The 13188-nt window shown below is 69.2% G+C and carries 9 protein-coding genes and 4 pseudogenes; 6 read left to right on the top strand and 7 right to left on the bottom strand.

Features of this window, described 5'->3' with window-relative positions:
* Positions 1-208: pseudogene (locus J7E87_RS32885) on the bottom strand (transposase); the annotation flags it as partial.
* A gap of 2 nt (positions 209-210) precedes the next feature.
* On the opposite strand from J7E87_RS32885, the pseudogene J7E87_RS32880 reads away from it, so the two are divergent.
* Positions 211-779, top strand: a pseudogene (locus J7E87_RS32880) (FAD-dependent oxidoreductase); the annotation flags it as partial.
* A 336-nt stretch (positions 780-1115) separates the two neighbouring features.
* Entirely contained in the window at positions 1116-2147 is a 1032-nt protein-coding gene (locus J7E87_RS32875; RefSeq protein WP_215098283.1) for a recombinase family protein, read from the top strand.
* Positions 2148-2350: 203 nt separating this feature from the next.
* Here the strand turns inward: J7E87_RS32875 and J7E87_RS32870 are convergent, their stop codons facing one another.
* Entirely contained in the window at positions 2351-3256 is a 906-nt protein-coding gene (locus tag J7E87_RS32870; RefSeq protein WP_215098282.1) for a LysR family transcriptional regulator, read from the bottom strand.
* Positions 3257-3393: 137 nt separating this feature from the next.
* On the opposite strand from J7E87_RS32870, the gene J7E87_RS32865 reads away from it, so the two are divergent.
* Positions 3394-4212, top strand: a complete 819-nt coding sequence (locus J7E87_RS32865; protein WP_215098281.1) for a 3'(2'),5'-bisphosphate nucleotidase CysQ — start codon at positions 3394-3396, stop codon at positions 4210-4212.
* A 41-nt stretch (positions 4213-4253) separates the two neighbouring features.
* Positions 4254-4850, top strand: coding sequence for an NADPH-dependent F420 reductase (locus J7E87_RS32860; RefSeq protein WP_215098280.1), 597 nt, complete (start codon positions 4254-4256; stop codon positions 4848-4850).
* A gap of 324 nt (positions 4851-5174) precedes the next feature.
* Here J7E87_RS32860 and J7E87_RS36650 read toward each other — a convergent pair.
* Both J7E87_RS36650 and J7E87_RS36645 read right to left on the bottom strand, forming a co-directional pair.
* Positions 5175-5327 (bottom strand): annotated as a pseudogene (locus J7E87_RS36650) (transposase); the annotation flags it as partial.
* 475 nt (positions 5328-5802) lie between these two features.
* A pseudogene (locus tag J7E87_RS36645) lies at positions 5803-6093 on the bottom strand (transposase); the annotation flags it as partial.
* 285 nt (positions 6094-6378) lie between these two features.
* Here J7E87_RS36645 and J7E87_RS32845 point away from each other — a divergent pair.
* Positions 6379-6819: a hypothetical protein gene (locus J7E87_RS32845; protein ID WP_215098279.1), complete on the top strand. Its 441-nt coding sequence runs from the start codon at positions 6379-6381 to the stop codon at positions 6817-6819.
* Positions 6820-7230: 411 nt separating this feature from the next.
* On the opposite strand, the gene J7E87_RS32840 is transcribed toward J7E87_RS32845, so the two are convergent.
* Positions 7231-7767 carry a helix-turn-helix domain-containing protein gene (locus J7E87_RS32840; RefSeq protein ID WP_215098284.1) on the bottom strand — a complete coding sequence of 179 codons (537 nt, stop codon included), beginning with the start codon at positions 7765-7767 and terminating at the stop codon, positions 7231-7233.
* Between the two features lie 84 nt (positions 7768-7851).
* On the opposite strand from J7E87_RS32840, the gene J7E87_RS32835 reads away from it, so the two are divergent.
* Entirely contained in the window at positions 7852-8763 is a 912-nt protein-coding gene (locus J7E87_RS32835) for a methyltransferase domain-containing protein (protein WP_215098278.1), read from the top strand.
* A gap of 590 nt (positions 8764-9353) precedes the next feature.
* On the opposite strand, the gene J7E87_RS32830 is transcribed toward J7E87_RS32835, so the two are convergent.
* Complete coding sequence (locus J7E87_RS32830) at positions 9354-10856, bottom strand: hypothetical protein (protein WP_215098277.1); 1503 nt, start codon at positions 10854-10856, stop codon at positions 9354-9356.
* 767 nt (positions 10857-11623) lie between these two features.
* Positions 11624-13021, bottom strand: coding sequence for a sporulation protein (locus J7E87_RS32825; protein ID WP_215098276.1), 1398 nt, complete (start codon positions 13019-13021; stop codon positions 11624-11626).
* Positions 13022-13188: the final 167 nt, after the last annotated feature.

Genomic DNA, 13188 nt, shown 5'->3' with positions numbered 1-13188 from the left:
CCCACGGCTGGGCCGATTTCGGAACCTGGCTCAGCAGGTTGCGGGCGTAATGGGTGCGGCATCGCTGCCACGACGCGCCCGGCAGGACCGCGCCGATCGCGTTCACCAGGCCGGTGTGGGCGTCGGAGACGACCAGCTGGACGCCGGACAGGCCGCGGGCGGTCAACGAGCGCAGGAAAGCCAGCCAGCCCGCACCGTCCTCGGCGGTGCCACCCGGCCTCCGCGCAAGCGGTTGGTGCCGGATCGCTGTTCGCGCTCGCACCGGGCAGGGGCCTGCTGGCCCACCGGGAGGGCAGCGGAACCCTGCACACCTACGCACAGCTGAAAAAGCCCCAGGACTGGATCGCCGACTTCAACGCCGCCGGTGCCGCAACCCTGACCGCGCGGGTCTCCAAGGAATTCGACGGCTGGGCCCCTGAACTCACCGCGCTGATCACCGAGAGCGACACCCCGCCGGTCCTGCGCCCCATCTTTACACTGCCGGCCGGGCACCGCTGGGACCGTGTGCCGGGGTGACCCTGCTCGGTGACGCGGCCCACCTCAGGGCGCCGAACGGTGAAGGCGCCAACCTGGCCATGCAGGACGGCGCCGAGCTCGGCCGAGCCCTCGCCGCGCACCCTGAGGATGTGGAGGCCGCGCTCGCCGAGCACGAACGGAGCATGTTCGTCCGCGCCGCCGCCGTAGAAGCCGACGATGACGGCTTCTACTCGATCATGATCGATGACGACGCACCCCACAGCCTGCTCGCTTTGATGGCCGGAGCCGCGCAGGACTCGTGACTCACGGCACTGCGCGGAGCAGCTACAGGCCGCCCCTCGCAGTTCCCCACTCAGCGATCCCTGGCCCGGAACGCCATCCGCCCTCCCCGGCCAGTGATCGCCTCAGAGTGTCGCAACGGCCATTGACAGTCGGCACCGCGGAATCGGACGGCCAACCAGGCGTTCCGCAGGCGCCCGTCGAGGGCCACGCCTGGACGCCGCGCGAATCTCACAAACGATCAGATGCGAGAGTTCGGGCGAACCCCCTCCGGGCGGTCACGTTTCCGCAGGTCGCCGTTCGCAGAACCCCTGTCAAAACCAAGGTGTTCTGCGAAGCACTTCTGAGAGGGTGATCTCATGGATCTGACGCCCGATCAAGCCGCAAACGCGGTAGAACGCCACGACTGCCCCAAGTGCGAAGTGCCCGCCGGGAGTCCGTGCCGCACCCGTGGCGGCAAGACGGCGACGAAGTACCACACCCCGCGCTGCATCCTCGTGCCCGCGCTCCGCGAAGAACTCGAAGTCCTCGTCCCTGAGGATCGCGGCCCTGGTCGGCCGTGGAAGGCGGGCTCGCCCGTCGAGCAGACCCCGGATGCGCCGGCCGCCGCCCCGATCCGCATCGGGTACGCGAGATGCTCGACCGCCACCCAGGAACTCCAGTCCCAGCTGAATGCGCTCGAACCGGTCTGCAAGCGGATCTTCTCCGAGAAGATCAGCACCCGGGTCAAGACGCGGCCCGAACTGGAGAAGGCGCTCAAGCTGGCGTACGACATCAAGGAGGCCGCTCCCGACCAGGAGGTCATCCTCACCGTGCATGAGCTCAAGCGTCTGGCCAGGAACGCCGCCGAGCTCATGACGCTGTCCGGCAAGCTCCAGGACGCCGGGGTCCAGCTCGAACTCCTCACCGGCCCGCTCACCGGCATCTACGACCCACAGGGCATGGGCGCCATGTTCTTCGCCGTGCTCGCGGCCGCCGCCCACATCGAGCGCAACTACATCCGGGAGAAGACCCTCGAAGGCCAGGTCACCGCCGCCGCGAAGGGCAACCACGGCGGACGCCCGAAGGTCATCGACGACGACATGCTCACCTTCGCCCAGGCCCTCAAGGACAAGGGCGTGCCCGTCCCGGAGATCGCCAAGAAGCTCACCATCAAGACTGGCAAGAACAAGGACCAGCACCCCTCGGTCGCCTCGGTGTACCGCGCGCTCGCCGAAGCCGAACGGCACGATGACGGCGAGCGCTCCGAAGCTGAGGACCTTCCGCCAACGCCCGCGCGCACTCGTATCCGGCGCCCCGGCGATCCTCTCACCGCCGAGGAGCTTGCCCTCCGCGAACGCATCATCGCCCCGCGGCTCAATGATCCCGACCTTGAGCTTGACCCGTCCTGACCAGCCCCATCAGACCATGATCAATCTCGCCGGGACTTCCTGTACCTCAACTACTCACACCCGAGATCCGCGATTGTGAGCCGCAGGCGTCGGTCTGGCCGCCCCCACGGCCAGCACCCGCACGGACAAGCCGCTGCTGACGTTCAAGCAGATCGCCGTGGTGGTCGCGTGGACGTATGGGTGAAGCGGCCGGACGGCGCCGACTACGACGCTTCGCACATGGCCAGCGCGGTTCGCGCCAGCCCGCGCAGCCAGGCGTGGGCGTGGTCGGTGTCGTAGCGCTGATGCCACGACAGGTATATCGGTGCCGACGGCAGTTCGAGCGGGAGGGGGAGCACGACCAGGCCGAGGTCGGCGACCGCGGACAGTGTGGTGGCTTCGGGGACGCTGATCAGGAGATCGGAGCCGCGCGCGAACTCCAGCGCGGCCGCTTCCGTGGGCGCGGTCGCCACCACGCGGCGGGTGAGGCCGAGCCGCGCGAGGGCGTCGTCGAGGGCATTGCTGAGGTTTCCACGTCGCGAGACGGTGACGTGCTCAGCGGCGGCGTACCGCTTTGCGGTGACGGTCCTGACGCGGGTGAGGGGGTGCCCCTGCCTCACGACGATGACGAGGCGGGTCTCGCCCACGTTCTCGGCACGGATGTCCGGTGCGCTCGGGCGGTTGGCGTTCGCCTCCAGGTCGACCTCGCCGCGCCGCAACTCGGGGGTGTCGATGCTCGATTCCGCGACGAAGCGCAATCGCACGCCCGGCGCCTGTCCGCGCACGGCCGCGAGCAGTGCGGGGCCGCTCAAGGCGACCAGGGAATCGTGCCAGCGGAGTGTGAAAGTGCGCTCCAACGTTGCCAGATCGAGTTCACGGCTCGGTGCCAGCACCCCCTGGACCTGGTGCAGCAGCTCGTGCACCTGTTCCCGGACGGCGATCGCATACGGCGTCGGGGTCATCGTGCGGCCGGTGCGCACCAGGATCTGATCCCCGGTCGTGCGCCGGATTCGGCCCAGACTCCGGCTCATCGCGGGGGCGGTGACGTGCAGGCGCGCGGCCGCCCCAGCCACACTTCCCTCCTCCAGCAGTGCGTCGAGCGCGGCGAGCAGGTTCAAATCCAATTGCATGTGAGTAATCCTAGCCGTGCTTGACATGCATTTGAAGTTAATTGAAGGGCTGGATACCTTCGAGACGAGAGCGCAAGACGGAACGCACAGCTTGGCTCGACCGGCCTCATCACCCCTCCTCACACGGGAGTACCGCCATGTCCGAAACGCTTCAGACCACTGACGTCGCCGCCTCCGACGCCGACCTGCTCGGCCAGACCGCGATCGCCGTGCGCGCGGCCGGTTCCGCGCTGCGCGAGCGCTTCGGCGAGGTGGTCCGCTACCAGACCCGCGAAGAGCTGATGCGCGCGCTCGCCGCCAACGACGACACGGCCCTCGACATCCTGCGCCCCCGCCTCACGCGCCTGCGCCCGGACGCCGGCTGGGTGGAGGACGAACTGGACGGCGGGGCGCTGCCGCCCGGCGAATGGTGGGTCGTGGATCCGGCCGAAGGCAACGTCAACCACCTGCACGCCCTGCCGGAGTGGGCGGTGACCGCCACCCTCGTGCGTGAGAACCAGCCGGTGCTCACCGCGGTCCACCTGCCGTTGACCGGCGAGACCTACACCGCGCTCACCGGCGCGGGCGCCTACCTCGACGGCCGGCCGCTGCACGTCTCCCAGACCGCGGACCTCGGCCTGAGCATCGTGGCCACCAGCCAGGCCCGGCCGGACGAGGACGAGAAGGTCGTGCGGCGCGTCGGCTCCTCGATCACCGCGATGCTCTTCGACGCGCTCGTCGTCCGCACCGCCGTGCCCGCGACCCTGCACCTGCTGAACGTGGCCGCCGGCCGGATCGACGCCTTCTGGCAGTTCGCCGGCGCCCGCGCGGACCTGCTGCCCGGGGCGCTGCTCGTCACCGAGGCCGGCGGACAGATCTCCGACGCCGAGGGCCGCCCCTGGACCCCGCAGAGCGAGAGCTTCCTGGCCGCCGCGCCCGGCGTCCACGCCGAGGCCGTCGCCACGCTCTCACGCTGACCGCGCACCACAACCTGCACGCACGGAAGGACCAGATCATCATGACCACGATCGCAGTTCTCGGAAACGGCCGCGTCGGCGGCAACCTGGCCACAGCCCTCATCCGGGCAGGGCATGAGGTGACCGTGGCGGACCGCGCGCCGGGCGCCGCCGCCGACGCTGCCCGGACAGCCCAGATCGTCATCAACGCCACCCCGGGCGCCGGCTCGCTGGACCGGCTCGTCGCCCTGCGCGAGGAACTGCGCGACAAGATCCTCGTCGACGTCTCCAACGCCACCGTCGACGGACCGGACGGACTGCCCGCCGACCTGATCTACCCCGGCTCAAGCCTCGCCGAGCAACTCCAGGAAGCGCTCCCCGAAACGCGCGTCGTCAAGACACTCAACACCATGCTCTTCCCGGTGATGACCGCGCCAGCCACGCTCACCCAGGCGCCCGACGCCTACCTCTCCGGCGAGGACCCGCAGGCCAAGCAGACCGTCCGTGAACTGCTCATCAACCTCGGCTGGCGCAAGGAGTGGATCACTGATCTCGGCGGGATCCAGACCGCCCGCGCCACGGAGGCCGCAATACTGTTCGTACCGCACGTGATTCGGTCCAGCGGATTCGCGCCCTTCGCGATCTCGATCGCCCGCTGATCCGCACACAGTGCACCGCCCCCGGCGGGCCCACATCCAGAACGGATACGACAGCGCAGCCAGGGCCGGCAGCTGCCACGGGCGCGCAGCGCTCGTGTTGATCTTCCCGTTGGCTTGGTGGGTGGCGGGGTCGTAGCAGGCTCCGTCACGCCAGGAGGCCCAGATCACGCGGAGCCAGGCGCGGGCCAGGATGCGGATGGCGTGGGGGTGTCGCTTCTTGCGGGCACGGGCGTCGGTGTAGATCGTCGCGGCCCAGTCGCTGCCGTGTCTGATGTTGTCGGCGAACCTGGTGACGGCCAGGCGTGCGCGGCGGTTGGTCGCGTAACGGAAGGCGACGGTGCGGGACTTGCCGGAGGCTTGCGTGACCGGGACGACGCCGGCTTCGGCGATGAACTGCTCGCAGGTCTGGGAGCGTTCGAGGATGGGGCCGAGTTCGCCGATGATCTGGGCGAGGTTGACCTTGCCGATTCGCGGCATCGTCGCGAACAGCGGCGCGTAGGGGTGGGCCTTGACGGCCTCGGTGATGGCCTTGTCCAGCGCGCGGACGGTGGCACGGATGCCCTGGACGAGTTGGACCTGGACGCGGACGAGCTGTTCGACGGTGGCCGGGCTGAGCCGGGACGCGGCCGAGGGCGCCGACCGCAGACGCTCGACGAGGAAGCTGCCGGGCTTCTTGCCCGAGTAGCCGTGGCGTTTGCACCAGGCTTCCAGACGTCCGGCGGTGAGCTTGGAGGCGGCGGCCGGGGTGGGGTAACGCTCCAGGAAGGCCAGGGCTATGTCGCTGTCGAGTTCGTAGAAGACGGCCTTGCCGCCGGGCCAGTGGGCGTCCAGCAATGCGGCGAGCTGGTTGACGGCGGCGACTTTGGCCTCGATGTGGTCGGCGCGCTGCCGGGCGGGTGAGCGCCTGCAGGTTGAGGGTGGCCTGGTCGGTGGGCTCCAGGCGGGGCAGGAAGTGGCCGTCGGTGCGGAGGTAGTCGGCGAGTTTCATGCTGTCGCCCGCGTCCGTTTTGGCCTTGGCGGCACCCCAGCGCGGGCGCATCGCGTGGAAGGTGTTGGGGTGTACCGGCACCACTGGGTGACCGGCGGCCAGCAGCCGGTCGACGACCAGGCCACGGGTGGTCGCGATGGCCACCGGAAGATCCGCCGGAGCCCCGTATCGGGTCATGCGGGCCAGCGTCTTGGTGATCCCTTCCTCGGTGTGTGCCAGTTCCCACCGGTCCACGCGGACGCCGAGGTGGTCCATGACGGTCACGTCATGGGTCTCGGTCGCCCAGTCCCATCCGATGAACACGAAAGAAGTACTCGAGTGTCGTGCGCGGAGCACCTGCTCGGTGGTGAGGACGTCTGCCGGGAGCTCATTAATCGGCCCTCTGCGGGGCGTGTCCCTGAAGCCGATCAGACGGCCTCGGGGGGCAGGGCCGGCGGAACTCATGCCGGCCGTCCAACGGCTCGCGCCACTGGCCGTACCCCACCGGGACCGAGAGGTCACAACCCTGCCCATGAGGGCTGCAGAAGGGATGGTCCTCTAATGAGCCCCGCACCCGACGAACGCGACCGTATCCGCGCGGCCATGGACCGCATTCTGCAGGGAACCGCGCAGCACTCCAACGGCGCGCTGACGATCGTCGCCCTGGCCCAGGAAGCCGGCGTCCCGCGCAACGCGCTCACCCAGCGCCACCTCGACCTCAAGAACGACTTCTACGCGCAGGTCAGGGCGCGCGGACAGACACCGCATTCCGAGATCCGCCTGAGCCAGCAGATCGTCAAACTGAAGGAACTCCGCGCCAAGGACGCCACCGAGTTGACCCAGCTGCGGACCGACGTCGAGCACCTCGTCCGCGCTGTCAACCAACTGACCGCGCACAACGACAGCTGCTCCACGCCCTGTCCCAGCCCAGCTCCCCGGTCCAGGCGCTGCCGACCCAACCGCACCCGGACTCGAGCCACTGAGTCGCTGCGCGAGCGGTGATGGGGATCTGCTTCCACCGAGCCGCCGACTCGTAGCAGCACCCCTACACGGCCAAGACGGCAGCCTGCACTTCGCTGAGGATCTGCCGGGCGAGGTCGCTGTACTCATCGATGTTGTCGGCATCGCTCCACCGCTCGTAGGCGAACTTTCAGTGCGAGGGTGCCCAGCTCTGCGGCGGCTCGGGCGGTGAGGGCTGGGGTCCCGCGATGCGATAGGGCCTGGGCTATGGAAGCGGTGAGGTTGATGCCCTTCAGCGCTTCGCGCTCCTGCAGGTCGGGATGGGCCTCGATGACTGCTCGCCTTCGGGCGCTGAATGCACGGTGTGCGGGTGTAAAGACGCTCTGTCCGAGAGCGTCGATGCCGCGCGCCAGGGCGGTGACGGCAACGCGAGGGATGGCTGTTCCGGTCGGCTCAGGTGTGGAGATGGCTGCGTTCGCCGTTGTGGTCGAGGATGCACAGGATCTCGGCGGGGCCGCGGTCGCTGCGGATGGCGTGGGGAGTCATGGTGGAGAACGAGGCAGCCTGACCGGCCTCGATGCGGATGACGCGTTCGCCGAGATACAGGACGACGGTGCCGGACAGCACGGTGAACCAGTCTCTGCCGGGATGGACACCCAAGTCGTCGGGGGTGACGCTGCCCGCCTGGTCGGTGATGCGCATCTTGGCGACGGCCAGCCCCTGGGGGCCGTTGTCCTTGGTGAGGAGCCAGGTGGTCAGGCCGCGGGTCTCGTCGCGGTCGGGCCGGATGACGACGTCGGAGTCATCGGGGGACTCGACGAGCTCGTCGAGAGACTTTCCCAGCGCCCCGGAGATAGAGGTGAGCTGGTCGAGGCTGATGCGGCGATGCCCGGTCTCGATGCGGCTGAGCTGCGACGGGCTGATGCCCGCACGTTCGGCCAAATTGTCCAGTGACCAGCCGCGCGCCTTGCGCAGGGACCGGATCCGCATCCTGACGGCGGTGTCCAACGTCGATTCTTGCTCCACCGGCAAGAGTCTATGACGATGCGACAATGATCGCTTTACCGTCGACGCATGAACACACACCACAACACTCACGGCTATATCGGACACGAGCGGGCGAGCGGCTTCGACATCGCGATGGCGCAGCTGCTGGAACTGGACGCCGAAGTCCTGGCGCCCTATCTCGCAGAGCTGACCGGCTGGCTCGCCGATCTCACGCACCCCGCCCCGGCCCGGATCCTGGATCTTGGCAGCGGCCCCGGCACCGGCAGCCTCGCCCTCGCCCACCGGTTCGGCTCGGCACAGGTGACGGCGGTGGACATCTCTCCGCAGATGCTGCACCGCCTGCACAAGCAGGCAGCCGCACAAGGCGATACCGGCCGGATCAGCACGCTGGAGGCGAACCTCGACGAGCCCTGGGCCGAGATCGGTGAGGGCGGGCCGTACGACCTGATCTGGGCCGCCGCGTTCCTGCACCACGTGGCTGACCCCGCCCGCACGCTGGCCCAGGCGTTCGAGCATGTGCGGCCGGGCGGGCTCCTCGCGGTCACTGAGATGGACTTCTTCCCCGGTTTCCTGCCCGAGGACATCGGTATCGGCCGGCCCGGCCTGGAGGCCCGCCTGCACGCCGCCACGAACACCCAGCCGCCCCACGAATGGACCGGCGAGCTGACGGACGCCGGATTCACCCTCGAAGAGCGGCGCCCCTTCGACATCCGTCTCGACCGCGCACAGGCGGGACCGGACCTGAACGACTACGCCCAGACATGTCTGGCCAAGCTGCTTTCGCACGCCACCGACGCCCTGGACGCGGACGACCTTGACGCCTTGGATGCCCTGCTGGACGAAACGCAGCCGCACAGCATCGCGCGCCGTGACGACTTGACCGTGCGCACCACGCGCACCACCTGGATCGCCCGCGGCCCCGGTGCGTCCGCGGCCCCGGTGCGTCCGCGGCGTCCGCCTCACCGGCGAAGTCTGTGATCTCTCCCGGCCTCGGAGTACTACGGCGGCTCCGCCCCGTCCCCAACCGATCGGCGGTCGATGCGCCCAGCCCCAACTGCCTGCTGGAAACAAGCAGCGGGGCGAGATTCGGGACGGTTCCCGTGTTCACTGTGGTTCGCTCGATGAAGGAGGAGCCCGACTGTGTCCCTGCGGCATCGCCACGAGTACGCCGCAGGCTTTCCTCGTGGCCTCCCGGCCAGCTTCAGTAGACAGGCCCAGGAGTTGTCAGACCACCCGAAAGGATGACCTGCATACGCGCCGCTTCCGGCCCAGATCCGCCAGGTTCGAGCCGGTGTCTCGTTGAGAGACGTAAAACGCCGGTTCCTCGCGTACTCCTCTCCATCACGCTTGCCGGACCCGCCCCATCTGGCAGTTCTGGGTACGTCCCGGCTTTGTCAGGGCCGCTCTCGCCCTCCCCGGCATCACCCGGATCAGGCTGCCCTCAGCTTCAACCCTGCTGCTGCGACAGCGGGTTGGTGCAGGTCTTCCACCTCCACTCGAACCAACAGCGCCTCACGGCGCAAACAGAAGTTGAGCCAGAACCCGGCTCAGGCTGTCGAAGCCAAAGGTCACTGGTCCCGATTGCTTCGGGAGCTTCGTCTCTGTCCTGCAGGGGCCAGGGGCGAGGGGCCGGTTCTTTCGGGGTGGGCGTCGCGCAGGTAGTGCATGGCCGTGTGCGCGGACAGGCCGAACTGTCGCATGAGGTGAACTGGGTCGGAGGTGTGCTCGGCTTCGTCGAGGATGCGGTCCACGCGCAGGCGGCCGGCTTGCAGTCCCAGGCTGCGCAGCGGCTTGCTGAGCGCATCTGAGCACATTTTGGGGTGGGAATCGTCGGCGGCGGTCCGAGCGGACACCAGCAGGTAGGGGTTGGTGCACAGGGGCCAGCGCCGGTGGCGTTCGGCCAGCCACTGCGTGAGCAGCCGCGAGGTGAGCTCGTCCAGGTAGAGCGTGTGGTTGAGCTTGCCGACGCGGCGTACGAGGAGCTGGGCTCGGCTGCGGTCGAGGTCGTCGAGAAGCAGTCCGCGCTGGTCGTGGCTGCTCAGGGCGTGGACGGCCGCGAGGAGGAAGGAGAGTCGGCTGCGCACGGTGGGGAGTTGCTGCAGCGTGCCGTGGAGACGGTCAGTGGGCAGTGGCTTGTGGATGCGGTGAGCACTGGCGAGTGAGAGGTGGCGGGCCGGGTCGCGGAAGATGAGCTTCTGCCGTTTCAGGGCGCGGAACAGGGACCGCAGCGCCGTGGCCAGCGAGGAGGCAACTTGCCCCTTCAGCGGCTTGAGTGTCGTGTCGATGTGCTCGCGGGTGACGGCGCGTACGTCGGTGAGTCCGTCCTGGTGCCACGCAGCCAGGACCGGCGCAGCCCGGCGTACGTAACCGTCGATGGTGGTGGGGGCCAGCGACGAGCTGGGCGGGGCGCCGGTGCCGCACAGCACGTCGATCCACTGGTGCAGCGGGGCGCGGAATGGTTCGGGAGCCGCATCTGCCAGGCGCCGCGCATGGGCCAGTGCCGCATTGGCGCGCTGATCGGGTACGAGCCGGCCGGTCAGGCGCAGGTAGTTGATCACCCGGGGGCCCGTGAAGTCGTCCCGGCGGGCCAACAGCCGTACGTCCTCCTCCCACAGCGGTGCCTCGGCCCCCAGGTGCGCCAGCAACATGCGCAGGGTCCGCACGTTCGGGGCAAAGTTGCTCTCCTTCCAGCCGCGGCTGCGGAAGTGGGCGACGAAGTCGGTGAGTAGCCGACGCGCGCCCGGGAGCAGTGCGGGCAGGCGCTGCTCGTTGAGCCGCGACCAGTCGCGCACCAGGTGGAACATTTCTAATTGCCCTGGAAGGGCGAGATGGGTGGAGACGGGGCGGGCAGCACGGGAGGTGCGCACTGCCCTGAGGCGCCGGGCGTCATGCCGGCGTCGCCCGAACAGGCTGCCTTCCTGGCCCCGGTAGCCCAGGCGCATGCGCGGGGCGAACGGGCCGCCGAACCAGAGCTGATCGCCGCCGGTCAGGTGGATGTTGTCGATGTCGTACTCGGTCTCCGCCAGGAACAGCAGACACCGCCGGCAGTAGCCGTCCCGCAGCCCAAGCACGCGGCCGCACCGGTGACACGGGCCCGCACGATGGCTGTCGCCTCGTTCGTCCAGGCCAGACACGCACAACAACTGCCGCGGCCCTTCGACATCCATACGGGCACCAGCCGGGCCCGCGCGGGCGCGAGTAGCCCCGCGCGCTGGAAGGCTTCCTTGAGTGTGGGCCGCATCTGCGGCAGGTCCGCGAGCGCTTCGGGACGCACCAGGACCTCGTCCGGCGGCCTTGAGGCCAACGCGAGGCGGGCGCCTTCATGAGTGTGGAACTGCCAGGTCTCACCGACACCGCGTTCGACAGCCATGTCCGCCAGGACTGCCAACACAGGTGGGAGATCGGGAATGCTCCGGCCTCGGAGCCGCTTGCCGTGGAGCGGGTGATAGAGCGGGGCCACGGCGGGAACAGGCCCAGCTGGCCGGGCACTTCCTGAACACACACCCTCGGATCGTCGGGTGCGGGCGGGATCCGATCGCGAGCCCAGACCGGAAGGTGGGCGGGAGGCGCCACGGCATCGCGCTGCTTGAGCGGGAAGCTGGGCAGACGCACGCCCTCGAGCTGGCCGCGTAGACCACGCGGGCCCGCCGCCCGGGATGTTCGCCCGGGTGGTGAACGTGCTGGAGGTCGAGAACGACCAGCTTCGCGGCAAGCAGGGCCGCAAGCGGGCCCCGGTGGTGCCGTTGCACCCCGCACCCGAGCCCGGCCGGCAATCACGCCAGCCCGCCCGCCTCGTTCTGCCCGCGAGCACGGGCAGAACGAGGCGGGCGGGCACCACTCAGGCGGCGACACCGAGTTCGGAGCGGGTGCGGTGGACGAACTCGCGGACGGCCGGCTCGCGCCGCCAAGGCGCCAGAGCTGCGTTGAACTCGCGGACGTAGTCCTTGGCCCGGCTGGACTGAACGCGGGCGAGGATGTCAACGGAGCGATTGCCGAGTTCGAGGCCATGGTCGAGGTCGCGGGCCTGCAGATGGGCGGTCCCGACGATGGCGAGCCGCATCCCGACAGAGCGGGTGAACACCCCGGTCGGCATCGCGGCAGCCTGCTTGTTCCAGGCGAGGGCGGCCTTCGGGTTCCTCAGGTCGCGGAAGACCTCGGCGGCGTCCGCCGAGAGGCGGGCGTGGTGATAGAAGTCGATCCATCCGGGCTCGTGGCCGCTGTCGGCCCTGGCTTCGCCCAGCAGGTCCTCGGAGGCCGCGAGGGCCCGTGAGGCGGCCTTGGGGTCGTTCTCGCGGGCGTGAGCGCGGGCCTCGATCAGCTTGGTGAACGCCAGCACCCTCGGCGCCGCCTGCCCCTTGGCGCGCTCGAAGGCGCCCTGGGCCATGTCCACGGCCTCGGACGCGAAGCCCCGCATCAGGGACTGCATGGCCATCGTGGTCAGGACATAGCAGCCCAGCTGCACATCCCCGCCCGCGCGGGCCAGGCGGAGGGCCTGGATGAAGTGCCGCTGGGCGGCGTCGTGCTGGCCGACGTCGAACGCGGTCCACCCGGCCAGCCGGGACAACTCGGCGGTCACGCTGAAAAGTTCACGGCCGACGCCGTCGGAGAAGGAGCCCTGCAGGAGTGGGGCGGCCCGGTGTTCCAGGCAGTCGGTGACGGAGCTGGACTTCCAGTTCCCGCCGCCGTATTTGGAGTCCCAGTGGCGGGCGTGGTCGGCGGCTTCGCGCAGTTCGTCCAGGTCCGAGCGGCCGACTTGCTGGCCGCCCTGGTGGTCGGCGGTCTCGTCGGCGGGGCTGACGAGCCAGCGGGTGACGGGGACGGTGAACGCGGACACGGCGAAGCCGGACCCGGTGTCCTTGAGGAAGTCGCGGCGGTTCACGGAGCTCCAGAACGAAGTGGCGACACGGACGGCGTCGGCGGGATCTCGCGAGAAATCCAACCCCACCGAAGCGTCGATTGTCTCTGCCTCGCCCATACCGATTTCCGCGAGATTGACGGGCCGCCCCAACCGTTCCCCAAGAGCTTGGGCCAGCAGCCGGGGCACCGGCGGCTTCGGGGTCATCCCGCGCCGGCACCAGTTCGCCACGGAGGTATGCGAGTAGTCGGTCTCTATCCCGGCCTGGTGGGCGAGCTGGTTGACGCGCAGAGCCAGGGACTTGTGGCTCGCACCGGAGGCTTCGATCAGCCGGGACAGGTCCGTATTGGGCGGACGGGTCCGACGGACGGTCGATGCCACGACGTCCCCCTTGACCAGTACTGGAGCGTTGCGCACGAGCTCGTCTCGACTGGGCCCAGAAAGCGGTACGCGGACGGCTGAGGATTTTCAGTCGTACGCGAACCCACCGCTGGGCACGAAGAGTCGTACGCGATACGCGTGTTGGGTCACCGAGGGTATTGCCTTCG

The sequence above is a fragment of the Streptomyces sp. ISL-1 genome (genome assembly GCF_018614585.1).
Classification (GTDB): Bacteria; Actinomycetota; Actinomycetes; order Streptomycetales; family Streptomycetaceae; genus Streptomyces; species Streptomyces maoxianensis.
The sequence above is the reverse complement of the archived record's forward strand: the minus strand, read 5'-3'. Positions and strand labels throughout refer to the sequence as shown.